This window comes from Streptomyces sp. NPDC007025, from assembly GCF_042869455.1.
Classification (GTDB): Bacteria; Actinomycetota; Actinomycetes; order Streptomycetales; family Streptomycetaceae; genus Streptomyces.
The window spans coordinates 1-22076 of sequence record NZ_JBIAFT010000021.1 but is presented as its reverse complement, the minus strand read 5'-3'; the positions used below and the strand labels follow the sequence as shown (position 1 = coordinate 22076).

Annotated in this window: 26 protein-coding genes and 1 pseudogene; 21 read left to right on the top strand and 6 right to left on the bottom strand. The window is 68.9% G+C overall.

The window, feature by feature from the left end; genetic code table 11:
• Positions 1-31 precede the first annotated feature (31 nt).
• The gene (locus ACFYMO_RS30740) at positions 32-790 is read right to left on the bottom strand and encodes a GntR family transcriptional regulator (protein ID WP_388550547.1); all 759 of its coding nucleotides are present in this window, start codon (positions 788-790) and stop codon (positions 32-34) included.
• Between the two features lie 395 nt (positions 791-1185).
• Here ACFYMO_RS30740 and ACFYMO_RS30735 point away from each other — a divergent pair, with 395 nt between their 5' ends.
• The 12 genes from ACFYMO_RS30735 to ACFYMO_RS30680 all read left to right on the top strand — a co-directional run bounded on the left by ACFYMO_RS30735 (position 1186) and on the right by ACFYMO_RS30680 (position 13040).
• Positions 1186-1794 carry a hypothetical protein gene (locus ACFYMO_RS30735; RefSeq protein ID WP_388550544.1) on the top strand — a complete coding sequence of 203 codons (609 nt, stop codon included), beginning with the start codon at positions 1186-1188 and terminating at the stop codon, positions 1792-1794.
• A 156-nt stretch (positions 1795-1950) separates the two neighbouring features.
• Positions 1951-2127 carry a hypothetical protein gene (locus ACFYMO_RS30730; RefSeq protein ID WP_388550541.1) on the top strand — a complete coding sequence of 59 codons (177 nt, stop codon included), beginning with the start codon at positions 1951-1953 and terminating at the stop codon, positions 2125-2127.
• A gap of 370 nt (positions 2128-2497) precedes the next feature.
• Positions 2498-2839 carry a hypothetical protein gene (locus tag ACFYMO_RS30725; RefSeq protein WP_388550538.1) on the top strand — a complete coding sequence of 114 codons (342 nt, stop codon included), beginning with the start codon at positions 2498-2500 and terminating at the stop codon, positions 2837-2839.
• Between the two features lie 44 nt (positions 2840-2883).
• Positions 2884-4032, top strand: coding sequence for a hypothetical protein (locus ACFYMO_RS30720; RefSeq protein ID WP_388550536.1), 1149 nt, complete (start codon positions 2884-2886; stop codon positions 4030-4032).
• Between the two features lie 287 nt (positions 4033-4319).
• Complete coding sequence (locus ACFYMO_RS30715) at positions 4320-5879, top strand: FtsK/SpoIIIE domain-containing protein (protein ID WP_388550533.1); 1560 nt, start codon at positions 4320-4322, stop codon at positions 5877-5879.
• Between the two features lie 162 nt (positions 5880-6041).
• Positions 6042-7031, top strand: a complete 990-nt coding sequence (locus ACFYMO_RS30710) for an NlpC/P60 family protein (RefSeq protein ID WP_388550531.1) — start codon at positions 6042-6044, stop codon at positions 7029-7031.
• A 2-nt stretch (positions 7032-7033) separates the two neighbouring features.
• Positions 7034-7309, top strand: coding sequence for a hypothetical protein (locus ACFYMO_RS30705; RefSeq protein WP_027761629.1), 276 nt, complete (start codon positions 7034-7036; stop codon positions 7307-7309).
• Positions 7310-7314: 5 nt separating this feature from the next.
• Entirely contained in the window at positions 7315-8583 is a 1269-nt protein-coding gene (locus tag ACFYMO_RS30700) for a hypothetical protein (RefSeq protein WP_388550528.1), read from the top strand.
• 94 nt (positions 8584-8677) lie between these two features.
• Entirely contained in the window at positions 8678-9751 is a 1074-nt protein-coding gene (locus ACFYMO_RS30695; RefSeq protein ID WP_388550526.1) for a hypothetical protein, read from the top strand.
• Complete coding sequence (locus tag ACFYMO_RS30690) at positions 9751-11439, top strand: hypothetical protein (RefSeq protein ID WP_388550524.1); 1689 nt, start codon at positions 9751-9753, stop codon at positions 11437-11439. The genes ACFYMO_RS30695 and ACFYMO_RS30690 overlap by 1 nt, the downstream gene beginning before the upstream one ends.
• Positions 11432-12064, top strand: coding sequence for a hypothetical protein (locus ACFYMO_RS30685; protein WP_388550522.1), 633 nt, complete (start codon positions 11432-11434; stop codon positions 12062-12064). Before ACFYMO_RS30690 ends, ACFYMO_RS30685 begins: the two co-directional genes overlap by 8 nt.
• 457 nt (positions 12065-12521) lie before the next feature.
• Positions 12522-13040 carry an RRQRL motif-containing zinc-binding protein gene (locus ACFYMO_RS30680; protein ID WP_388550519.1) on the top strand — a complete coding sequence of 173 codons (519 nt, stop codon included), beginning with the start codon at positions 12522-12524 and terminating at the stop codon, positions 13038-13040.
• A gap of 972 nt (positions 13041-14012) precedes the next feature.
• On the opposite strand, the gene ACFYMO_RS30675 is transcribed toward ACFYMO_RS30680, so the two are convergent.
• Together ACFYMO_RS30675 and ACFYMO_RS30670 are read right to left on the bottom strand one after the other, a co-directional pair.
• Positions 14013-14522 carry a tyrosine-type recombinase/integrase gene (locus ACFYMO_RS30675; RefSeq protein ID WP_388550678.1) on the bottom strand — a complete coding sequence of 170 codons (510 nt, stop codon included), beginning with the start codon at positions 14520-14522 and terminating at the stop codon, positions 14013-14015.
• 446 nt (positions 14523-14968) lie between these two features.
• Positions 14969-15265, bottom strand: coding sequence for a hypothetical protein (locus ACFYMO_RS30670; RefSeq protein WP_388550516.1), 297 nt, complete (start codon positions 15263-15265; stop codon positions 14969-14971).
• Positions 15266-15284: 19 nt separating this feature from the next.
• Between ACFYMO_RS30670 and ACFYMO_RS30665 the strand changes: the two genes are divergently transcribed.
• From ACFYMO_RS30665 to ACFYMO_RS30625, 9 genes and pseudogenes are all read left to right on the top strand, one after another.
• A complete protein-coding gene (locus ACFYMO_RS30665) occupies positions 15285-15446 on the top strand; it encodes a hypothetical protein (protein WP_388550513.1) in 162 nt (53 codons plus the stop codon).
• Between the two features lie 75 nt (positions 15447-15521).
• Positions 15522-16007 carry a Pycsar system effector family protein gene (locus ACFYMO_RS30660; protein ID WP_388550510.1) on the top strand — a complete coding sequence of 162 codons (486 nt, stop codon included), beginning with the start codon at positions 15522-15524 and terminating at the stop codon, positions 16005-16007.
• Positions 16008-16078: 71 nt separating this feature from the next.
• A complete protein-coding gene (locus ACFYMO_RS30655) occupies positions 16079-16540 on the top strand; it encodes a hypothetical protein (protein WP_388550507.1) in 462 nt (153 codons plus the stop codon).
• Between the two features lie 23 nt (positions 16541-16563).
• Positions 16564-16968, top strand: a complete 405-nt coding sequence (locus tag ACFYMO_RS30650; protein ID WP_388550675.1) for a hypothetical protein — start codon at positions 16564-16566, stop codon at positions 16966-16968.
• Complete coding sequence (locus ACFYMO_RS30645) at positions 16968-18020, top strand: DUF5131 family protein (protein ID WP_388550504.1); 1053 nt, start codon at positions 16968-16970, stop codon at positions 18018-18020. The genes ACFYMO_RS30650 and ACFYMO_RS30645 overlap by 1 nt, the downstream gene beginning before the upstream one ends.
• Positions 18020-18331 (top strand): hypothetical protein, encoded by a 312-nt coding sequence (locus ACFYMO_RS30640; protein ID WP_388550502.1) that lies wholly within the window; start codon positions 18020-18022, stop codon positions 18329-18331. Before ACFYMO_RS30645 ends, ACFYMO_RS30640 begins: the two co-directional genes overlap by 1 nt.
• Before the next feature lie 114 nt (positions 18332-18445).
• The gene (locus ACFYMO_RS30635) at positions 18446-18640 is read left to right on the top strand and encodes a hypothetical protein (RefSeq protein ID WP_388550499.1); all 195 of its coding nucleotides are present in this window, start codon (positions 18446-18448) and stop codon (positions 18638-18640) included.
• A 47-nt stretch (positions 18641-18687) separates the two neighbouring features.
• Positions 18688-19013 (top strand): annotated as a pseudogene (locus tag ACFYMO_RS30630) (RRQRL motif-containing zinc-binding protein).
• A 17-nt stretch (positions 19014-19030) separates the two neighbouring features.
• Positions 19031-19405, top strand: coding sequence for a hypothetical protein (locus ACFYMO_RS30625; RefSeq protein WP_388550496.1), 375 nt, complete (start codon positions 19031-19033; stop codon positions 19403-19405).
• Positions 19406-19556: 151 nt separating this feature from the next.
• On the opposite strand, the gene ACFYMO_RS30620 is transcribed toward ACFYMO_RS30625, so the two are convergent.
• The 3 genes from ACFYMO_RS30620 to ACFYMO_RS30610 form a co-directional block, all read right to left on the bottom strand.
• Complete coding sequence (locus tag ACFYMO_RS30620; protein ID WP_388550493.1) at positions 19557-20063, bottom strand: hypothetical protein; 507 nt, start codon at positions 20061-20063, stop codon at positions 19557-19559.
• Positions 20064-20124: 61 nt separating this feature from the next.
• Positions 20125-20625: a hypothetical protein gene (locus tag ACFYMO_RS30615; protein WP_388550490.1), complete on the bottom strand. Its 501-nt coding sequence runs from the start codon at positions 20623-20625 to the stop codon at positions 20125-20127.
• A gap of 39 nt (positions 20626-20664) precedes the next feature.
• On the bottom strand, positions 20665-21978 hold the full coding sequence (locus ACFYMO_RS30610; protein WP_388550487.1) for a hypothetical protein: 1314 nt from the start codon (positions 21976-21978) through the stop codon (positions 20665-20667).
• Positions 21979-22076: the final 98 nt, after the last annotated feature.

Below are 22076 nucleotides of genomic sequence, written 5' to 3'. Positions count from 1 at the left end.
GGAGGGCCTCGAAGTGAACGAGTTGGTGTGCTCAGGCATCGAACGCGTACTCAAGCACGTACGCCGCGCTGTCCATGGTCATCTCGTTCACCTCCACGGCCCGGAGTTCGGCGTCGAAGGCTGTGCGGCACAGCTTGACGACAGGACGCTCCAGGGGCATCGCCAGCCCTTCGGCCTCTTCAGCCACGGGCAGTCGGCATCGGATCTCTTCGCGGAAGTGAGCGGGCGCGTGCCCGATCTCAGCGAGTCGGGCGTAGGTGCCGCCTTCACCGGTGTCCACGTGCGTGATCGCGGTACCTTCGGCCAGGCCGAGAGGCAGGTACGAAGTCGCGAGCATGACTGGCCTGTCGTCCAGCACGAAGCGCCGGGACCGAGCGCAAACCATCTCGTTTTCGTCTACCTCCAGCATTCGGGCGACATGCTGCGGCGCGGCCACGGTGTCGACGCGGACATCGATCGTGACCGGGCGTTCTTCGTCAGCGGACCAGATGGATTTACCAGCCCCCCACTGACTGCGGGACAGCCGTTGGATGCCATGCCGACGGATCGCGCGGAACGAGACCACGCGCGCACCAGCGCCCTTCTTCGTCTCTACCAAGCCCTCAGTCCGGAGGATCTTCAGGGCCTGGCGGGCGGTGAGGACTGCGACGTCGTACTGGGCGGCAAGCGCGCTTTCCCCTGGAAGCCGATCACCGGGTCCGTACTCACCGGATTCGATCGCGGCTTTCAAGTCGTCCGCGATGCGCCGGTACTTGGGCCGCTCTCTCGCGCCCTTCTCCTCACTGGTCATGCAGGACTCCTTACCTCGTTAGCGATCCTACGACCGCGGGCTATCGAGGTTCCGATCGCCTGGCCGGATGGAGGAGGATCATTTTACATCGTTAACGAGCTACTTGACATCGTTAACGATGATGATTCACAGTTACCTCGTTAGCGAGGTTCGGATCGCCCGTCTTCGCTCGACCGCAGTAGTCGTCCGCCCTTCGGGGCGGCCGGAGTAGTCCTCAGCTCGCTGAGGACGCGAGAGCACCATCGAACTCCTCCGGAGCCTGACGGCCGCGACGAATGCATGCACGTCGCAGCGCTGTGCGCTGTCTGTCCTGCGGGACGCCGGCCTTGCGCCGTGCGACCCGGAGGGCGGAGAGAGCATCGCGACCCCCGCCCCGCCACTCCGTAGGAGTTCAGATGTCTGCTTCGACCCTTGAGCGCACCGCCCGCCCCCGCCGGAGCCGGACCCGCTCCCGCACCGTCACCGCCCGCCCGGCGCTGGCCCTCTCCACTCTCAAGCCCCACCAATACGACTTGCATCCCGCCTGCGCTTCGCTGGTCTGCCCCGACTGCAAAACGTGGGTACCGATCACCGGCCTCGGGACCAAGACGCCGAAGGCCGTGCCGCACGACACCGGCCGTGCGGGCAAGGACGCCGCCGCCCGCTGCCGCCTGGGCAGCAACCGCCTGGTCCTGATCGACGTCACGGTCAAGACGTGGCAGGAGCGCCTGGAGGACGGCCACGCGGAGACCGGCCACCGCCGGCGGACCACCGTGCGGCGCAAGCCGAAGACCGCGGTCGCCCCGGCCGTCAGCCAGATCGCCGCGCAGAAGCAGGCGTCAGCGGATGACGAGCCCGGCGGCGGTCGGCCCCTGTGGCTGCTTCGCGAGATGAAGTGGGCGTCGACCGATTCCGCGGTGCGCGACGCCGACACTCGCCGCGCGCAGCTGCCCGACGGTGACGCGCCGCTGGGCGCGCCGCCGGTGCCGCTCAAGACGTTGCACCCCGAGCACCGCGCGAGCTGACCCGCCCTGGACGAACAACCACGGCCCCCGCCACCCGACTGACCGGGGTGGCGGGGGCCGTGGCTGCTCGTACGGACCGTACGGCAGTCAGCCAGTGGCTCCCGGGGATGGCCCTCCCCGGGAGCCGACGCACCTGGACCTGAAATGGAGATCCAGATGGCCGACGCCAGCATCGCACACCCCTTCACCCCGCCGGACGACGCCAACCGTCGAATCGGCCGGCACCTCCTGGACGTCGTCCGCGCCCAGGACGAGCGCATCCCCGCCGAGCGGCGCGCCCCGCGCACCGTCGCGGAGATGCGCGCCCGCCTCGCAAGTCGGGAGGCGATCTGATGGCCACGTTCGAGGAGTTGGAGGAGGCACGCCGACAGGCCGCCGAGGACCTGCAGCGCGCGAACGAGGCCGCCGACAGGCTGCGAGAGACGGCGGAGAACGCCTGATGGGCGAGACCGACGAGGACCGCAGCCTCAACCGCGACCTGGAGGACCCGGCCCCGGACTGGGAGCTGTAGCCCGCACGTGACCGATGACCTCATACGCAGGGCCCGCACCGCACAGCACCACGCGGCGCGGGCCCTGCGCGCACACGGGCTCACCGTCCATACCCGCCGCCTGCTGCATCGCGCCGCGCTGCTGGCGGCGGCGGTTTGGAGGGCGGGTTATCCCGTTGCAGCCCTGCACCCCGACTACCGGAAGGAACAGCAATGTCCAGCGACGTCCGCGGCCGGGATCGCACCGGCGAGCTCGAGTTGCGCTACCGCCGGCGCCTGTCCGCCTACATCGCCGCTCGTCTCGGTGCCAGCCGCTACCGGCAGGCCGAGGCGGTGAGCGACCAGGTGTGGGAGGTGGTCCGCGCCTCCCCGGGCCTCATCAAGGCGAGCACCGACAGGGAGGCGAGCACCGACGGGGAGGAGTTCGGGGCTCTGGCTCATGTGGTGCGGCAGGTGATGGTCCGCCGTCATCTGGCGGCCCGCCGCCTGGCTCCGCAACCGGTCGCCTCTCCGGCGCGGCTGCTGACCACCACTCGTTTGGGCGTGGCGGCATGAACCGGCGGCCGTGGACGGCACGCCTCCTGGAGGGAGAGAACAGTATGAGCAGCAAGTTGGGTCGCGGGCTTCGGGGCATGACGCCGCGGGGCCTGGTCCTGGGCATCCTGGGCGCTGTCACCTTCGGGGTGGCGGTGCTGTCGATGTATGTCAGCTACCAGATCCTCAACCCGCGTTTCGGGGCCTGGGCGTCGCCCACGGTCGGTGCCCTGGACACGCTGTGGGTGGTCTTCCAGCTCACGGAGATCCTCTCGGGCAACAACCGGCGGCGCGCCCGCCGGGTGCAGGTCGCCGGTCTGGCGCTCACCCTGGTCAACGCCGCGATCCCCACCGCCGAGCTGATCCGGTCCGGGGGCGGGGGCTTCGACCTGGCGGTGGTGCTGACGCCCATCGCGATCGTGGTGACCAAGACCGCCTGGTGGATCACCCTGCCGTCGCTGGGGCGGCCAATCTCGCCCGGTACCCGGCAGACGCTGCTGGCCAAGCGGCGGGAGGTCGCCGACCGGCTGGAGGAGATGGAAGCCGAGGCGTCGCACCGGATCGAGCTCCTCCAGCTGGCTGCGCGGCTGGACGGGAAGGTGGCGCGGGCGGAGGCCGACTACCGCAAGTCGGTGCTCGAGACGCAGAAGTCCACGACCGAGGAACTGCACAAGACGGCGGAGGCCGCGGACAAGACGCTCGCGGAGAAGACGCTCCCGTCGGCCGTGGGCGCGATCCGGCTGCCGGAGCTGGGCACGTGGACTCCCGGCACGCCGCAGCTGACCACCGGCACACCCGACACGGCCCACGGTGCGGGCAGGGAGTCGGGAGACACGCAGGCCAGCGGCACATCCGGCGCGGGGCAGCGTGCCGCCGACACGGAGGCGACACGGGCCCGGCGTGCCGAGCGGCTCGCCGAGCTGGCGAGCGTGGCGGGTGTGCCGACACCGCGGCCCGGCATCGAGCTGAGCAACGAGCAGCTGCTGGTCGTCATGCGGCACATGCGGCACAGCGAGGACCCGCCCCTCTCCTACCGGAAGGCCGAACCCGCGTGCCGTGCACAGGGGTTCGTCGGCAGCGCGGAGCGGATGCGCCGGGCCTGGGCGCAGGTCAAGGAGGAGGAGAGGGCCGCCGTCGGTGACGAGGGCCAGGACGGCGACCAGAGCGAGGAGGAGGAGAGCGAGGACGAGGAGCAGGAGCCGCACCGGCCCTGACCTCCGCGTCCGGCACACACCAGTGACGGCCAGCCCGCACCCGCGGGCTGGCCGTTGCTGCGACTGCCGGAAGCACCAAGCACACCGCAGTCGAGTGCAGACCCGGTGAGTGACCTGGCGAGCGGCCCCGCAGACCCAGGAAGCAGACCCGGCGCGCACCCCGGAAAGGCACAACAAGCCGCGTTACGTGATCGGAAGGAGGAGGTGTGGCAAGGAAGAAAAAAGCAGCTCAGGGGGGTGGTGAGGACCTGTGGGCCGAGGCCGCCGGTGCGATCGGCGGCCTGGCCGTGGTCTTCGGCATCCTGGCCGCGATCAAGGACAAGCTCGGCCTGTCCTGGCCGGCCACCGTGCTGCTCACCGCTGGTGGGCTGGTCGCGCTGGGCTACCTGGCCTGGCACATCCGCACGGCCCTCTCCCGTGGATGGGCCCGCGGCCCGCAGTCCGCCACAGCCCTGAAGCAGGAAGCCGGGAAGGTGGTCGAGGAGGCCGCTGCGGGGGCGGAGGAGGCGGTTGCGGCGCATCCGCAGCTGACCTCCGACCTGCGCGCGGCCGGTGTGCTGAGCCGGGATGAAGTGGTCCGGGCCGACGAGGTCGACATCACGCCGATGCCCGGCGTCGGGAAGCGCTACAACTTCCTGCTGCCTGCCGGGCGTACCTCCAAGGACGTGGACAAGCGCCTCGGGAACGTCGCCGGCACCTTCGGTGTCACGCGGCTGCACACCAAGCTGGAGCGCAGCCGCCGCAACGAGCGTGAGGTCGATCTGCTGGTCCTGGACGACCCGCCGTTCACCAGGGCGTTCACCGTGCCGAGCCGGGAGGAGATCCTGGCGTTCGAGGGGGTTCCGTTCGGGCACGATGTCGTCGGCCGGCTGGCGGGTGTGCCCACGTTCGAGCGGGCCTCGCTGCTGATCGGCGGCATGACCCAGATGGGCAAGACCACCCTGGTCAACGGGCTGATCACGTGTCTGCTCATCGCGTACGGCGAATTCGACCTGTATCTGCTGGACGGCAAGTTCTGCGGCCTGACCAGGTACCAGAAAGTCGCGACCCGCTATGAGGCGTCCGATGACCCGGCCGTTTTCGAGTCGATGGTCGATGAGCTGAATGGCCGCTCGGACCGGCGCTACGAGAAGATCCAGGAAGCCATCCGCACCAGGCAGCCTGCACCGGTGTTCCGTCCGGTCTTCTTCATCGTGGACGAGGCGGCCGACTTCTTCTCCGACGACGGGACGACCGCAGGGAAGGAGAATGCGCGCCGGATCGCGGAGAAGACCCGCTCCTTGGTCGCTAAGTGCCTGGAATCGGGGATCTCCACCGTGATGCTCACCCAGCGGCCCTCTCAGAACGCGATTCCGGTGATGGTGCGGGACCAGTTCCTCTACCGCATGTGCATGTATGTGGCGTCGGAAGGGACGGCGAAGGTCGCTCTCGGGGACACCTATTTCGAGACGGTGGCCCCGATCAACCCGGTTCTCCTCGATTCGGAGATCAAGGGTCAGGGTGTGCTGTTCGCACACGGCGTTTCCACTCTCATTCGGGGGTTCAATTTCCCGGACGAGTTCATGTGGGCAGTTGTGGACGACGTGCACGAGCGGCAGCAGCGGGCCATCGCGGAGAAGCCGCCGGAAACGCCGCTGGTGCAGGCGATCTCCTTCATGCAGGAGCAGGGTTCGGAATTCGTTCCCGCCTCTGAGTTGGCCTCGGTGCTCGGGGTCGATGTCACGGATCCGACCGAGCGCGGAAAACGGGTGAACAAGCTCCTTGGCGTGCCGTCCGGCAAGGGCGCGAAAGGGGTGCGCGGCTACCGGCTGGAGGACCTCACCGCCGCCGCACTGGCCGATGCTTGACCGCCACCGGCACCGCCCCGGCACCGCCCACACACCGCCACCCGGCCCGGCCGGGTGGCGGTCCCACCGCCCCGGGTGGCGGTGGCCAGGCGGTGCGTGGGCGGTGCCGGGTGGCGGTGCTGACCAGCACAGACAACCCACAACCCAGGAAGGAGGCCATCAGTGCTGCGCACCTCCACAACCGTCGCTCTCGGGGCCGGAGCCACCGCGGCCGTCCTCGTGGCGGCCCTCGTGCAGGCCGCCGGCGACGATCCGCTCAAAGCCGGTCTGAGCCTGGCCGTCCCGTCCCAATACAAGTCACTGGTCGAGAACGCGGCAGGCACCTGCCCGGAAGTGACGCCGAACCTGCTGGCCGCGCTCTTGACGCAGGAGTCGGGATTCAATCCGAAAGCGCGCAGCCCGGTGGGTGCGGACGGCATCGCCCAGTTCATGCCCGCCACATGGAAAAGCCACGGGGTCGACGGAAACGGCGACGGACGAAAAAACGTCCAGGATCCGGAGGATGCGATCCCCGCGGCCGCACGCTACCTGTGCGACATAGCGGAAGACGTCGAGGACGTCCCCGGCGACAAGCAGAAGAACATGCTCGCCGCCTACAACGCGGGAACCGGGGCTGTCCGCGAGCACGGCGGAATCCCGCCCTACAAGGAAACCCGCAACTACGTGAAGTCGATCACCGCGATGGCCAGCATCGGAAAGAAGGCCGCGAGCGGAGACCAGGCGGCGGTGGCGCTTCACGCGGCGCGGAAGATGCTCGGCAAGCCCTATTCGTGGGGCGGCGGGACAGCAGCAGGGCCCAGTACCGGGATCTGCTGCTCGCCGAAGGGCCGGTCGGGGAAGTCGATTTTCGGATTCGACTGCTCCGGCCTGACGCTCTACGCCTACGCGAAGGCGGGTATCACGCTGCCGCGCACGGCCGCTCAGCAGTACACGGCTTCCGAGCCGGTGAAGCCGGGCCAGCAGAAGCCGGGGGACCTGGTTTTCTACGGGCCGACCACCGCTGAAATCCATCACGTCGGCATGTATGTCGGCGACGGGTGGATTATCAACGCGCCCCGCCCGGGGGCGAAAGTCCGCTACGACTCGATGTTCTTCATGGACGACCTGATCGCTGTCGCCCGCCCCACCGCTCACCCCACGAAGGAGATCTGATCATGAGCAAGTTCACCTCTCTGGCCAAGCCGGTCGACATGTCCAAGGGCTTCACCGACTTCTTCGACACCATCGGCATGACCGGCGGCGGTCTGGTCACCAAGGGCGTTGCCGCGGTGGTCGCCGTGATCGCGGTGCGGATGCTGCTGCAGCTGTCCGGCGACCCCAAGGGCGCGCTGCGCAAGGGGTCGATGGCCGTGGGCACGCTGTTCGTCGCCGTGATCCTCGCGCTCTACGGCGACACGCTCTTCGGCACCGTGACCGAAGCGAAGGGCTGAGCGGCGTGCGCATCCTGAGCCCGTGCGACAGCGCACCCGAGCCGACAAGGGAGTGGTGCGAGGACGGCCAGGACGGCGGGGACAAGGGCGGGGACGGCCCGCCCGGTGTGGGAGGCGACGGTCTCACCGACGGCGCCTCCGACCACGTCAAGGACCTCGCCGACAGCCTCCTGAAGACCCTCAAAGACCTGGTGGCGCCGGGCGAGACCTGGGCACCGGAGAAGGCCGACAGCTGGCTCTACCAGCAGTTCCTGTGGCTGGGCCAGCACCTGACCGCGGCAATCTTCATCTGCGTGATCGTCGTGTGTGCCCTGACCGCCTGGCAGGGCACACCCCGGCTCAAGCATATGGGCGCCTCGACGGGATGGTCCCTGGCGGCCGTGGCCGGCATGGCCTCCATCCCCGGAGCGGTCATGCTGCTGAACAAGGCCGTGAGCAATGCCTTCTCCACCATGTTCGACAGCAACGAGTCCACGCTGTTCACGGTCATCGGTGACGATCTGGACCACGGAGCTGATTCGGGTAACCCGCTGGCGATCCTGGTGCTCATCTCCGCGCTCGTGGTCGCCCTGGGCTTCGCTGCGTTGGTGTTCATGACGCGGCAGCTGGGGATCCTGGCGTTCGTGTGCATGGCACCGCTGGTGCTGGCCTCCCTGGCCCGTGCCGGGGACACCTCCGCGGTCAAAGCCTGGGCGCAGAGGCTGCTGGGGCTGCTCCTCGCTCCCTTCGCCCTGCTGCTGGTCTCCCCGTTCGTGGAGATGGCGAAGGGGTCGCTGGTGGTGGACTCCGTGCTCCTGGTCGCCGCGGACGCCCTGATGCTGCGCATGATCTTCCACGGCGTGCCCTACTTCGGGCCGAGGGTGGCCGGCGCGGCCCGCGGCTTCGTGGAGAGCCGGACCAGCATCCCCGCGGCCCGCGCGGTCGTGCGGGCGGGCGCTCCGGGTGTGAGGGAGCAGGAGAACGCCCCGCGGCATCCTCACACCGTGGACACCCCGGGCCGCGGCCTGACCCGGGACCGGGGCGTGCTCTTCGCCGCGTACGGGCTCCAGCAGCGCACCAGGCCGGGTCGGCTGACGACGCAGTCGGCCATTTCCCAGATCAACGAGGACGCCGACCGCCGCAACCGGCTTATGACGGCCCGCCGCCAGATGCGGGCCGCGACGGGCGGCACCGCCGCCCCCAACCCGCGGCATAGCCAGCGGAACGCGGCACCGTCGGGCAACGACCCGGCCTCCGCCGCCCCGTCGGCGCCGGACGGCTCGCGCCGCCCCTGAACCGCCCCCGGCCCCGGGCCTGCGCCTCGTCCTTCGTGGCGGGCGTGCCCGGGGCCGCGGCGGTTCCCACCCCAACTCTTTGAGGAGACTTCCCGTGTACTCCCTGACTCCCGGCTACCGCGTCCCGGGCCTTCAGCGCGGCCTGAGCCCCATCGAGACCCTGGCGACGAAGACGAACGCCGGTGCGGGAGCCGCTGTGCTGATGTCGGCGGCGATCACCCCGCCCCCGGTGTGGGCCTTCGGCGCGGTCGGCGCGGCCGCGGCCCTCCTGAACCTCGCCCCCGGCCCGCGCTCACTCACCCGCTGGGCAGCGGTCGGCTACCGGCGGCTGCGCGAGCGCACCGCACCGGCCAGGGCGTTCACCCAGCCCGGGTCGACGGTCACCTGGGCCCTGTATCCCGAGCACGGCACCATGCAGGACGCCCACCGCCGCGCTGAGTTCCACGCCGCCTTCTCCCGCGCGCTGACGTTCGCGGGCGGCCAGGCCCGCAGCGCCGGAGTCCAGGTGCACGTCACCCACCACGCCACCACGGGCGAGCACACCGCCCACACCCAGACCGTCTCCGTCCACGTCCCCAAGGCCCTGGGCGGTGGCACGCGCGTTCTGGACACGATGGAGGGCGAGTTCGCCTCCCTGGGCGCGCTGGCCACCTACAGCCCCGACCCGGTGCCCGCGGTGACCGGGCGGGGGCCGGGCTGGGTGGCGCTGGAGGATGGCCGGTACGCCACCACGGCGCGGATCACCGGCTGGCCCGAGGAGACCGAGGGCGACCTCATGCCGAAGCTGCTGCTGGGCCAGGGCGCGGCGCAGCGGTCGCTGTCCGTGCTCTACCGGCCGCTGCCCGCGCTCCAGTCCCGGCGCTCGGCGAAATGGCAGGCAGCCGCATCCGAGGCGTTCACCACCGACAAGGTCAAGCAGGCAGCCCACGAGGTGGCCAGCAGCACCGCGCAGGCCTCCCTCGTGCAGGGCGGCGCGCTGGTGGACCTCGATGCCTACCTGACGGTGTGGGGGCAGAGCCCCGAGGAAGTGCTCGACGCGCGCTGGGAGGCATCCCTGGCCGCTGACCGGCACCGCCTGCGGCTGGACTGGCTGGCCGGCCAGCAGCACCGCGCCTACGTGATGACCAGCCCGCACGGAGCCTCCACCAGGAAGGGAACCATCCTCTGATGATCCGTCTGCCCACCGCCCATGCCGCGATCACCGCCCCCCTCGTCGCCTCCGACAGCCGCTTCCCCGGCATCCCGATCGGCCGCTCACTGCTGGACGGACGCCCCTTCCACCTCTCCCCCGTCCTGGCCCCGGCCGCGGTGCTGCCCGCCACCAGCAGTCTCGCCCTCGGCGGCCTCGGCTCGGGCAAGAGCACCACGGCCAAGACCCGCATCCGCCGAGAGGTCCTCCAGCACGGCCACCAGGCCGTGGTCATCGACTCCTTCGGCGAGGACAGCACCAGCGGAGAATGGGCACCGCTGGTCCGCTCCCTGGGCGGCCGGGTCATCGAAGCCGGAGCCTTCACCCTCAACCCCTGCTCGCCCCTGTTCCCGGCAGAGGTCCGCGAGCAGCTGGTCCGCTCCCTGATCGCCGCCGTCGAGCCGGGCGCACTCACCCACCAGGCCGCCCACGCACTCCAGCACGCCCTCAACCACCCCAAAGCCACCGCACTGGGCGGCCTGGTCGACGTCCTGGTCAGCCCCGAGGACGGCCGGTGGCCGGCGGCCAAGCTGACCGAATGGGGCGAGAGCGCGGCCATCGCCCTCTCCCGCTACACCGAGGGCTCCCTGCGCGGCCTGTTCGACGGCCAGGAGGCAAGCCTCCCCGAGACCGACCTGCCGATCATCTCCTTCGACTTCTCCCGGCTGGACCGCAACTCCCCCGCGATCCCCTCGCTGATGGCCGCAGTCGCCTGCTGGGCCGAGCATGTCTGGCTGCCCCAGTCCACCGCCGTGCACCGGCACCTGGTCCTGGAAGAGGCATGGCAGATCCTCCTCTCCCCCGCAACCGCCGACCTGATCCAGCGACTGCTGAAGAACAGCCGCAAGGCGGCGCTCTCGCTGGACGTGGTGATGCACACCCTCTCCGACCTCGGACAGGGACGCGCCACCGACCTGGCCCGGCTGTGCGAGGTCGTCCACGTCGGCCGCCTCGGCCCCGAAGAAGCCGCACTCGTCGGGGCGCTGCTGGGCCTGCCCGCCTGGGCGATCGACCGCATCCCCACCCTGGGCCAGGGCGAGGCCGTGTGGAAGGTCGGCCCCGACTACACCGACGTCATCCAGACCCTCCTCGACCCGGAGGAGACCGCGCTGACCGACACCTCCTCCCGACGCCGCCAGGCCCAGGAGGCACAGCAACCGGCACCGGCAACCGAGCAGGAAGAGACGCCCGAGGACATCGGGCAGGAAGACCACGCACACGAGGAGACCGAGTACAGCCCCCTGGTGGAGCTGATAAAGCCAGCACCCGTAGAGGCCGTGGAGACCGACGGGCCGAGCCGCCTGCCGGTCCCCGACGAGAGCGCCCCCGAGCAGGAGAGCGACGACCGCCCCGAAAGCAGCGACTGGGACTGGGAGATGCCACCCAACGTCACCGACCTCAACGCCGGGACCGACGCCGGGAACGACGTCGACCACCGGCACGACACCGTTCTCCGGATCGCGAGGGAGGGACGCATCACGGAAGCGGCCCAGCTTGCAGCCATGGGAGAGCGCTGCGACATCAGCGCCCACGGCATCTACTCTCCCCAGGCCGCCGCCTGGATCCTCACCCGAGCGCGAGTGGCGGATCTGTCCGGAAGTACCAGCCAGGCAGCGCAGCTGCGCGCTACCGTCACCCATATGCGAAAGGAGGCATCCCATGGGTAACCGGGACTGGTGGGCCGAGGAAAGCAGCAAGTCAGCGGCCTGGCATGTGACGGAATCGCCCACCCCGGAACTATCGCGGGGAGTCTCGCCGCCACCCGGGCGGGCGCCGACGCGAGCGCGGCGGCGGACGTTGCCCCTGATCGCCGTGATCACCGTCCTGGGGATCGCCCTTGCTGGCGTATGGAGCAGCGCAGCCGATGATCAGCGCCAGCAGGAGCGCAAGGAGAAAGCCGCCGCCTACAAGGGCGTATCGGCCACGAACCTGACAATCGACGGAGTCAAGATCCAGGCAGCAGCGAAGTGGGACAAGGACGGTCAGTCCGCGGTCCTGTCCGTGTGGGTCGACTCCCACGAGGAGCCGCGCCTGGTCCGAATCGCATCAGGCAATCGGACAGCAAAGGAAGAACCCCAGCCCCGCGAGCCGGGAATCCCTATGCCGATCACCTTGGAGATGACCGTCCCCATCAAGGACCGCTACCACCCGGTCCGGATGGAGCTGGCAGCCAGAGGACCGCTGCGAGGCCATCAAGTCCGGCACCGCACAGTCGAGTTCCGCTCGGACCGCACAGCCGTCGACACCAAGACCGGGAAGAAGCTCAAGCAGCACTACTCACGCCTGTTCTGATCTCTACGTAGCCCAGAACACTCCGACAGCCGAAGCCCGCACCCTGACCGGGGGCGGGCTCCTTGGTGCGGTCGCTCTGCCTGGTCACCGGCCCCGCTCCCCGCTCCGCCGGGCGCGGCTCCGGTGACACGGGCAGACCAACCGGACTGGCGTGCACCGCATCGCCAACGTGTCCTCGACATGAGTGCTCACCGAGTGGGTGATCCCGCCTGAGCAGTGCCGCGGCCCGACGGCACCACGTCCTCCCACCGTTCTGAACTCCGCCCCGCCCCTGCGCGCCCCGCCGACACCAGCACAACGTCGGCGGGGCCCGCGGCGCTGTCCACGCGACAACTGCAGGAGACCGCTCGTGCTCATCCACCGCCCCGCCCCGCCGAAACGGCCGGCCCCGCCCGCAGCACCCCGGACCCTGCGGTCCACTCCCCCAGCACCGGCTCCCCGGCGGCCGGAACAGGTGATGGCCGACCAGGACCAGGACCTGGTCGACGTCGACCCATACGACCTCGGCGACGGCTCCGTGCCGGTCTTCCGGTGGAAACAGGCCGGGCGCAACAACCTCGCCACCCGCCGCCAGCTGCGGGAGATGGGACTGCGCCCCGGCGGCCAGGAACCCGTCGCCCGGATCGAATGCCGGGACGGCAAGCGCTTCGCGTGGCTGTACCGGATCGACCTGGCGCAGCCGAAGCGCCCGATGACCCTCGCGAAGGAAGCCGCGCTCGACAAGGCGATGGCCGCGCGCCAGACCTGCCCCCCCTCTGCCGCCGATGCTACGTGCATTGCCTCCCGCTCAAGACCCTCGGCTCCTGCCTTCTCCGAACTGCCGAACTGCGCCGCAGACACGTGTAGGCCTGACCTAATCCGCTACTATCGGCGGTTCATTTACTCCTGCCCAGGATGGACAGCAGTAGTGCAAGCAGGACCACTACCGACAGGAAAACGCGCAGTATCGTATGCTTCAACTCTCTTGTTGAAATAGAAATCTCGGGCTCCTCGTCGAACCCAACGTCAATGAGGGCGTGCCAGTGCGTGTAACTGGGGGCACCCTCTACGAGCACGAAGAACGTGACGGACTCTCGCCGCCCGAGCCTCCCCGGGCCTACGTGTAGTTCATCGCCTTGAACTGTCACAGGCGGGGCTGCAGCACCATGGGGCCTCGTCTCAACGCTGAGCAATTCAAGGATCGGGCGCCCAACCTTTATTTTGATTGGTTCATTTCGATCGAATGATGCGCTGGAGACGTCTAGGCGACTCACGTTTGTAAGGCGAACTTGAATCAATCGCGGATCTGTGAGCAGATTTCCGGTATGACGAACCTCAATCCTCCCGTTGGCCTGCTCCTGCAGCAAGGATGTGTCGCTCATTGCATATAGCAGTCGACGACGACGCGGCGTGCTCGCCCTGAGTGTTGCCCACATAGCCCCCAAACCAACCAAAAGTGCCACAAATACGCCAATTGCAGCCCAAAAAGTGCCAGACTCGTAGAAATCTCCAGCCGCGAGAATAATCACAAGGGAAGTGAACCAGTTGCCGCCCTACGTTGGCACGCAAAGTGCCCGCAAGGTGAGCCCTTGAGTGACCCTGGGCTTCTCCGAACTACGGAGGCGCCCTGAGGTCAGGTGACAGGACGATCAGTCCTGCGGGGAAGGAGCCGAATGGGGCCGGAGAGCGGCGGCGAACGACGCGGGTGTTCTGCTGGCCCGCCGCCCGTAGAGCTTGGTCCGTGGTTCGGCTCGTAGATCATCCACGTGGATGAAGCTCGTCCAAGCACCGAGGTCTGTACCGACGTCCACGAAGCCTCGCCGGAGGTGACAACCGTCCAGGTCACGAAGGCCCCGGCGGGGTGGCTACCAAAGTGGTGCGAGCAACGATCTCCCGGAAGGAAGGAATGCCCAGGTCAACGGACTGCTTCTGCCGGAAGGTCTGCACGTCGAGTTGGGCGAGCTTCTCGTCAGCGTGGCCCCAGGCTGCTCTGCAAGCCTTCGATCTCTCCTAACCAACCCTCGCGTTCGGCCTCCAGGATGCGTACGAGGAGGTTGTCGCGGATCTCAACGAGCCGGGGACGCTCCGTCGCATGAACGATGAGGACGAGACAACGGACACAGGCGTGCCCATGAGCAAAGGCGGTTCCGTATACGCGGCCGCAGTCGCCCAGGGCCAGCTTGCGGCGCTCGAAATGGCCGAGGAAGTCGTCCCATTCCTCCGGGGTGACGGTGCGGTACTCCTCGACAGGACGCAGGGCCCGGCGCCGTGAGATGAACGCTCGATGCGCCTCGATGGCGTCCGTCGGATAGATCGCGGCGTATCCCATCGTGGTCCCGATGTGATCATGCCCAGTGATGACCTGGGCGATGTGGGGCGGCAGGCCGTTGAGGATGGAGTCCGTGATGAAGGTTCGACGGAAGTCGTGGGGCTGGAAGATGAGAGGGCCGCCCGCGCTGTCCACCAGACCGGATGCCATCAGGGTCACGTCGAGTCCCCTGGCGGACCGTCGCTGCAGACAGCGGACGGGGAGAGCCACTGGCGCGATCTTGAAGCAACAGCGGCATCGGCGGGTTCCAGACGCGTTCGTAGTGGTCGTAGCTTCGAACCAGGGGAACGCGACCGTCAGGGCCGCGGACCCGGGAGACAACGGTGCTCAGGACGTCGGCCAGTTCCGGTAAGACCAGGACAAGCCGTTCCCGGTCCGTATTCGAAGGGGTGATCTGCAAGAGGGGGACGACCTGGCCGGTGGTGGGCAGCTCGCAGCTGATGATGCTGTGGTGCCCCAGCTCGAGGAGTTCCTCGATGCGGATGCCGGTGTGCCGCAAGACCTCGATCGCAGCCCACGCCCAGAACGCGCTCCGCTCCTCGCCCGCGAACGAGCGTCGGCGGCCCGTGCTGTCCCAGGCATGGATCGGGCGCCCGTCAGCGCGCTTGCTGGAACGCGGAACGGTGAACGTCTCGCCCCTGCACGGTGAAGGTCGAGCTGAGCGGTGCCGCGTTGAGCGCATCGAGCCGAAGTTTGGCCTCCTTCAGAAGGCGGGCAGCTGTCTTCACCAGCGTGGGCAGCGCAGGAAGACGTTCACGGGTGCGTTGATCCATCCGGGCCTCGAGTTGACGGTCAGCCTTCGCTGTCGAGCACTCGGCTTCGCTGATCGGGCAGAGAGCGACCCAAGCGGCCCACTGGCTGAGATCTTCGACAGCCCACTCCGCCAAATCCAAGTTCGGCTTCGCCCTGCTCGTGCGCTGCTCGTACGACGACGACTGCGACGCGCCCGCCTGGCAGGCCGTGCATTCGGTCACTGACCTGCTGATCGCGCACACCAGCGACCGGCCGCACCCCGACACCGCGTGCACCCTCCACGGCGGCCCCGACGACACCGACCAGGCCGCCCGCCACTGAATCACCACCGCCCCGAGCCGCTGCCCGGAGCGGCAGACCAGAACAACCATCCCCCGTCGAAAGGGAACGTCGACCATGAACCTCACCGAGTCCGCAACACAGGACCCCGCAGCACAGGACAAGGCCGTGGACGCGGCGTGTGCCAACGTCACCACCGAACTGGCCCGCACCGACACCAAAGCCTCCCTCTTACTGGCCTTCGACGGAGCAGCCCTCGCCGGACTCGCCACCCTCACCGACTCCGGCCACCCACTCCCGGCCCAACTCGCCGGTGCCGCGGCCGGGCTCGCGCTCGCCGCGGCCGCCGTGCTGCTGCTCCTGGTCGTGCGGCCCAACCTCGGAGGCCGCCACCGGACCGTGCGTGAGGGCTTCCCCTGCTGGGCCGAGCTGGACGAAGACGCGCTGCACACCAAGCTGCGCGAGGACCACCGTGTGCGGCAGATCCGGGCCCTGTCCGTCATCGCGGTCGCCAAGTACCGGCGCCTGGCCGCCGCGGTCGATGTGCTCCTGACCGCCCTCGTTCTCCTCCTGGCGGCCGTGATCCTGGCCGCCGCCGGATGAGCACAGGCATCTGCACCCGCCGGGCCGCTACAGCGGCGGCCCGGCGCCTCACATCGGACAAGGAGCAGTTCATGTCCCTCACCGCTGTGGCGGGTGACTGGATTCGCGGGATCAGCATCCGGCAGCCATGGGCCACCGCCATCGCTCTCGGGGCCAAGACGGTCGAGAACAGGCCCAAACCCTGGTCCTGGCGTGGCTGGGTCCTGCTGCACGCGAGTCAGCAGACCGACCGGGCCGCCCTGCGCCTGCCACTGGTCGCCCGCACGATCCGCGGCTGCGACCTGCCGACCGGCGCGGTGATCGGGGTCGCCCGGCTGACCGGCTGCCACCAGGACCCCGACGGCGCACCGCCCTGCGGGCCGTGGTCGGAACCCGGCCGCTGGCACCTGGAGTTGGCCGACGTCCATCAGCTCGCCCTGCCGATCCCCGCCCGCGGACATCTCGGCCCTTGGAAGCCCACCGCAGAGCTGACCGCCCAGGTGCTCCAGCAACTGCCCGACCTGCAGCCGCGACCCGCACCCGGAGGCCCCTGATGAGCAGCACCACCAGCAGCGACATGACCTACCGCGAATCCCCGACGCCGGAGGAGGAGCTGACCGACGCCAAGGAACGGCTCGGCATCCCGACGATCGTGTGCATCTGCGGCTCCACACGCTTCATGCCGGAGATGGGCGAAGCGGACCTGGCCCTTACCTTCGCTGGCCGTATCGTCGTCAAGCCTGGCTGCGACATGAAGCAGTCACACCCGCTCTGGCCCGAAGAGGGCCGGGCGGAGGAGAGCAAGGCCCGGCTCGACCGTCTCCACCGTGCGAAGATCCGCCTCGCGGACGAAATTCTCGTCGTCGGCGACTACATCGGTGACTCCACCCGCGCCGAGATCGACTACGCCCGTGAGTTGGGCAAGCCGGTGCGGTTCACCCACCCCGACGTCGACCCCGACGCGAAGGCGGGGGTGGCGTGATGGCGCAGCAGTCCAGCATCGAATGGTGTGACGCGACGTGGAATCCCGTGACTGGCTGCACGAAGGTGTCGCCCGGCTGCGACCGCTGCTACGCCGAGACGTTCGCCGAGCGGTGGCGCGGCACCGCCGGCCATCACTTCGAGACTGGCTTCGACCTGACGCTGCGTCCGGGCGCGCTGACGGCGCCGCTGCGCTGGCGCAAGCCGCGGCGGATCTTCGTGAACTCCATGTCGGACCTGTTCCACCAAGACGTGCCCGACGAGTACATCGCCCGCGTGTGGGCGGTGATGGCGCTGACCCCGCACCACACCTATCAGGTCCTCACCAAGCGGCACGGCCGCATGCGGTCCCTGCTGGGCTCCCAATCGTTCGTGGACGCCGTCTGGGGCGAGATGGAGCGGCTCTCGGCCGACGAGTCTGCTCCGCTTGCCAGGCTCGTGCGCAACGACGTGCGCCAGCGTGTGGCCCACTGGAACTCGCCGAGCCCGTGGCCGGTGCCGAGCGTGTGGCTCGGGGTGAGCGTCGAGGACCAGAAGCGTGCCGACCTCCGGGTGCCCGCGCTGCTGGACACCCCGGCCGCCGTCCGCTTCCTGTCCTGTGAGCCGCTTCTCGGGCCGATCGACCTCAAGCGCGCGGTGCGGGCGATGGGCAGCGAGCGCGGTCACGGCCTCACCACCTCTTTCGTCCACGCCGGCGGCTGCTGCCGCAAGTTCCACGGTATCGACTGGGTGATTGCCGGTGGCGAATCCGGCCCCGGCGCCCGGCCCATGAGCCCTGACTGGGCCCGCTCCCTTCGGGACGAGTGCACGGCGGCCGAGGTGCCGTTCCTGTTCAAGCAGTGGGGCGCCTATCAGCCCACCGGCTGGATGGTCATCGGAAGCCCCATCGACCCGCGCAACGTTCTCGTCGGCCACCCGATCGATGACCTGGGCCACCGCTGGGAGATGCGCCGCGTCGGCAAGAAGTCCGCCGGCCGCGACCTGGACGGCCGCACCTGGAACGAGTTCCCCACCGCCGGGCCGCTCCCGGCCGCCACGAAGGAGTCCGCGTGATGCCGAACCCGACCGTCAGCCGGGACCTGTACGCCGACAGCTACTACGGAGTGCCCCTCGTCCTCGGCGAGGACGGCGAGTGGCTCCTCACACACGACCTCCGCCGGGCCTGGGCAGCACTCAACCGCTTCCACCGCGAAGCATGCCGCGCCAACACACGTGACTACTGGGCCGACTTCCAGTGCCCCGTCGAGGAGCTCACGGTGCTGACCACGTGGCTGCGCGCCGAGGCCGAGGACCCCGACTACCTGTGGGACGCCACCATCGCCGATGACCCGCAGGCCGTCCCCGCCACCTACATCGGCTTCTGAACCGGCCCCACGCCGACGGAACGCGCCCCCCGGGGCGGGCACCCAAGGGTGTCCAGTCCAGTTCGCCCGCCCCGGGGTCCACCCATCCCGTACGAGACGAGAGGGAGGACCAGTATGACCTCCACCCGGCCCCGCACCAACGACCCGGCCCAGGCGGCCGCCTACCCCGAACCCCCGGCCTGTTCCGCGTGGGGCAAGAGCCCGCAGTCCACCGGCTGCCAGTCGCTCAGCCCTGCCGAGCAGGACCGCAACCGGCAGGAGCTGGCACAGGCCGTGCACACACGCCGCAGCCACTCCCGCCGGGCCTGACCGTGCGGGAGCGTGACTACGACCCTGCGGGCGAAGACCACGGCGGCATGCCCACCTACCCATGGCGCCAGGCACCGCCCGCCCTGGCCACCCGCCGCCAGCTCCGCGCCCGCGGACTACGGCCCGGAGGCCGCGACCCGGTGGCACAGATCCTGTGCCGCAACGGACAACGCGCCGCCTACCTCTACGACATCGCCACCGCCCTGCCGGTCCGGCCGATGACACCGCCCGCGCCGCAGCACTGGAGCGGGCCATGGCCGCCCGCCAGACCTGCCCCGACTGCCGCGTCCGCTCCCCCTACTGCCTCCCCCTGCGCACCCTGGGCACCTGCCCCCGGTGCGCCAACCCCGGCAGCGACACCCCAGCGGCCTGACCCCCTGGAGCCACCCCATGAACGCTCTGCCGCTCGACCTCATCATCGGCCCCCACCGTGCTGGGCAGTACATCCGGGAACGCGTGCAGCAGCTGGTCACCGCCGACTGCATCCCCGAGGCCCGTGCCGTGGACATGGTGTGCACCGCTGTCCTCGCAGGCGACCCCTGGACGCTGGCCGACCCCGGCCAGACCTGGATCCCCCACGACGAACCCAGCCAGGAACGTGACGGCCTGCTCGCTGCCGAGCTGTATGTGGCCCAGCGCCGCGGCGCCACCGTCCTTGTCGAGGACGAATGGGCGCAGCGCGCATGGCGGCCCGTCACCGTCCTGGACGGCTACGTGCTCGACAGCTGGCACTGGGCCCGTCAGGGGACCACCACCGAGCGGTGAGCCGTCCCAGTTCGCCCCATCTCCGTCCCAGTGGCGTGGGTGGCTGCTCCCGGGTGGGTGCTTACCCGGTAAGCACCCACCCGGGAGCAGCCCCGCGTCCGCTGCGGAATCTGCTGCGCGCAGCTCACCGCCGCCTGATGCGCAGCTTCCCTCACAGTTTGCCGAGCGACACTCCGCGCCAGGTCCAGCCAGCCTTGAGTACCGTGTTTCGGAGAGGTTCCTTAAGTTCCGCGCTATCGAAGCGGAACGTCTCCGTCACCTCAAGCCCTCTGCCCCCTTCCTTGCGTCCGATCGTCCACCGGACCGACTTCTGGTTCACAGGCCCACGCCCGTATTCCGTCGAGACCGGCACGCCTTCGACCCACTGGATCTTCCACTGCTCCTCGAGAGCGCGGACCTCGTGGTTCCCTGGATACAGACGCATTCGGATCCGGATACGGCGGCTCATCTGGGTGCTGGCGAAGAACGACTGCCAGGCCGGCTCCATCAGCCGCCACTCAGCCACCAAATGGGCGCCCTCATCGGCGCCATAGCGCACCACATAGGGCACGTCCGGCCCGTTGAGGCCGAGCAGCACGCTCTTCACATCCTCAGCGGGCTGAGGAGGAACATCCCCGCAGGGATGCTTCGTGCCGTTCAGCTTGTCGAAAAGACCCATCGGACCAACCTATTGAGTGCCGTGCTGTGCAGCAACGGAGCCCGTCCGGGAACAACGGCTCCTACGAGGTGGTGCCCTCGGTCTCCGGGCGCACACTACGCACGAAGTCCTGGAAGTCCTGGACAACGGACTCGTGCTGAGAAGCGGTCGCGGTAAGCGTCAGCTGGAGAACTGCCCGCTCGTCAGGGTCGTCGGCGCCCCGCAAAGACAGATAGACCTGTGACTGGACGAGGTCGCGTCGGGTACCTGCAGCCACAGCAGAGAAACGCATCGTCTGTGTCAAACCGGGCGCATCGGCTGACCCGACCTCTCTGCGATCTGCCACCTCGACCGACTCAGCTACGGCACGCATGCGGTGTACCGATTCGTCAGCGATCACCGACAGCGAGACCTCGTCCGGTCGAAGCTCCCCAGCGATGGAAATATTGGCCGTGAAGTTGGCATCGGACTGCGAATCCACGGCGACGAACGAGACACCAGGGGCTCCAACGCTGTCCGGGTGAGCCGAGCGCCACCCATCCGGCAGCTTGAACGTGATGGGCACCGGCAGAGTCGCGGCCATCTGGAAGTCTCCGTTCTCAAAAGAGTTGGGGGGCTGGTACTAGAAGAGGTCAGCGGCGGTGTCCTTCACGGCTCCCGCCGCCTCTCCCACTGCGTCCGCTGCATCACCCGCAGTGTCGGCCACCTTGCCCGGGTCGATGACCAGTTCCCCTCCCGCTTTGCCTCCGATGATGGGGGAGGCCCCACCTGTGACGCCTATGTGGAACTTCCCGTCGCCGTCCTTCTCTCCGAAGATGAAGTTCCCTTCCAGCCCTGGCCCGGCCCACGCCTCCGCAGTGCCACCAATGCTGATCCCTCCAGCTTCCGCACCACCGGCAGCGGTGGCTTTAGCCCCAGCGAACGCCTTCCCTCCTGAACTGAAGCCGTCCGGACCCACATTGACGTTCACTCCCACCTCTCCCCCGGCGAAGCCGGTACCTCGTCCGTAGGCACCGGCGATGTCGGACTCGACGCGTCCCTCAGCCAGTGCCCGCAACCCGGCGGACCCTTCGGCGGTCCCATCAAGGCCTTGCTCGGTGAACCCGCCGCTCGCCGTACCCCTGATGCCACCGTAGGCATCGGCGATCCCAGAGAGCTTCATGTCCCCCTTGCTGACGGACCCTTGCCCCGTCACGTGGAAGGCATCGACATACCCCTTGGCCATACCCTGCCGACCGTAGCCGGGACCGAGGAGGGAACCGCCGGCGGCGGGCCCGTTGGCTTTGAAATTCCCCTTGGCAGTCCATCCGTCGGTCTTGGTATGAGGGGTGTTTTCCGGCGCGCCAGCCTTGTCCAGATCGCCCTCGGCGTGCGCATTGAATCCCGCGATGCCAATGCCGTCCGGTGAGGTGTCGCTCACCGCACGCGTCAGCGCCCGCTTTGCCTTCTGATCGGCTTCGTCGACGGCTTCAACAGCCTTGGTGATTTTGTCGGTCCATGTCTGCGCCGCCTTCGCCTGAGCCGCAGCGTGGTCGGGGTCATTGCGGAGGGCCTGCTTCTCGTGCTTGTCGGAGCCGACATAGGTAGCAACACCCGAGCTACTGATCTTGAACCCTTGGTCCTCAGCATCCCCGACGAGGTCCTTCACGGCCTTCCTCAGCCGGTGCAGCTCGGTGTGTGCCTTCCGAAGGAGCTCAGCCACAGCAAGGGCTTCTGTCTTGGCGGCGGCAAACTCGAAAGCTGTGCCCTGGGCTGCCTTCTGGTGCGCACCGAACGCCTCCCCCTGCCAATTGCCGTTGCCCAGCGCGCTGGGCACGTGCTTCGTGTAGTTGCCCTTCAGCTCACCGAAGCGCTTCCCCATGCTGTGCCACGCCTCTGCCACATCCTCCAGAGACGAGAGGTCGGCACCCACCACATCTTGATAGCTCAGCGGCATAATCCCCATTACCTTTTTCGTGGCCCCGCAACGGGGCTCCCGGCCTCTGGAGCTGGCATGACTGTGTCCCCCTGTCGAACGCATGGCCCGGGGGGTGG

Excerpts from the sequence above, each read along its gene's own strand:
- ACFYMO_RS30730 (WP_388550541.1), top strand. The coding sequence starts at position 1,951 with ATGGCCGACGCCAGCATCGCACACCCCTTCACCCCGCCGGACGACGCC.
- ACFYMO_RS30640 (WP_388550502.1), top strand. The coding sequence starts at position 18,020 with ATGCCGAACCCGACCGTCAGCCGGGACCTGTACGCCGACAGCTACTAC.
- ACFYMO_RS30690 (WP_388550524.1), top strand. The coding sequence starts at position 9,751 with ATGATCCGTCTGCCCACCGCCCATGCCGCGATCACCGCCCCCCTCGTC.
- ACFYMO_RS30610 (WP_388550487.1), bottom strand. The coding sequence starts at position 21,978 with ATGCCGCTGAGCTATCAAGATGTGGTGGGTGCCGACCTCTCGTCTCTG.
- ACFYMO_RS30740 (WP_388550547.1), bottom strand. The coding sequence starts at position 790 with ATGACCAGTGAGGAGAAGGGCGCGAGAGAGCGGCCCAAGTACCGGCGC.
- ACFYMO_RS30635 (WP_388550499.1), top strand. The coding sequence starts at position 18,446 with ATGACCTCCACCCGGCCCCGCACCAACGACCCGGCCCAGGCGGCCGCC.
- ACFYMO_RS30680 (WP_388550519.1), top strand. The coding sequence starts at position 12,522 with ATGGCCGACCAGGACCAGGACCTGGTCGACGTCGACCCATACGACCTC.
- ACFYMO_RS30660 (WP_388550510.1), top strand. The coding sequence starts at position 15,522 with ATGAACCTCACCGAGTCCGCAACACAGGACCCCGCAGCACAGGACAAG.
- ACFYMO_RS30705 (WP_027761629.1), top strand. The coding sequence starts at position 7,034 with ATGAGCAAGTTCACCTCTCTGGCCAAGCCGGTCGACATGTCCAAGGGC.
- ACFYMO_RS30655 (WP_388550507.1), top strand. The coding sequence starts at position 16,079 with ATGTCCCTCACCGCTGTGGCGGGTGACTGGATTCGCGGGATCAGCATC.
- ACFYMO_RS30720 (WP_388550536.1), top strand. The coding sequence starts at position 2,884 with ATGAGCAGCAAGTTGGGTCGCGGGCTTCGGGGCATGACGCCGCGGGGC.
- ACFYMO_RS30650 (WP_388550675.1), top strand. The coding sequence starts at position 16,564 with ATGACCTACCGCGAATCCCCGACGCCGGAGGAGGAGCTGACCGACGCC.
- ACFYMO_RS30645 (WP_388550504.1), top strand. The coding sequence starts at position 16,968 with ATGGCGCAGCAGTCCAGCATCGAATGGTGTGACGCGACGTGGAATCCC.
- ACFYMO_RS30620 (WP_388550493.1), bottom strand. The coding sequence starts at position 20,063 with ATGGGTCTTTTCGACAAGCTGAACGGCACGAAGCATCCCTGCGGGGAT.
- ACFYMO_RS30725 (WP_388550538.1), top strand. The coding sequence starts at position 2,498 with ATGTCCAGCGACGTCCGCGGCCGGGATCGCACCGGCGAGCTCGAGTTG.
- ACFYMO_RS30615 (WP_388550490.1), bottom strand. The coding sequence starts at position 20,625 with ATGGCCGCGACTCTGCCGGTGCCCATCACGTTCAAGCTGCCGGATGGG.
- ACFYMO_RS30675 (WP_388550678.1), bottom strand. The coding sequence starts at position 14,522 with ATGGCATCCGGTCTGGTGGACAGCGCGGGCGGCCCTCTCATCTTCCAG.
- ACFYMO_RS30625 (WP_388550496.1), top strand. The coding sequence starts at position 19,031 with ATGAACGCTCTGCCGCTCGACCTCATCATCGGCCCCCACCGTGCTGGG.
- ACFYMO_RS30735 (WP_388550544.1), top strand. The coding sequence starts at position 1,186 with ATGTCTGCTTCGACCCTTGAGCGCACCGCCCGCCCCCGCCGGAGCCGG.
- ACFYMO_RS30685 (WP_388550522.1), top strand. The coding sequence starts at position 11,432 with ATGGGTAACCGGGACTGGTGGGCCGAGGAAAGCAGCAAGTCAGCGGCC.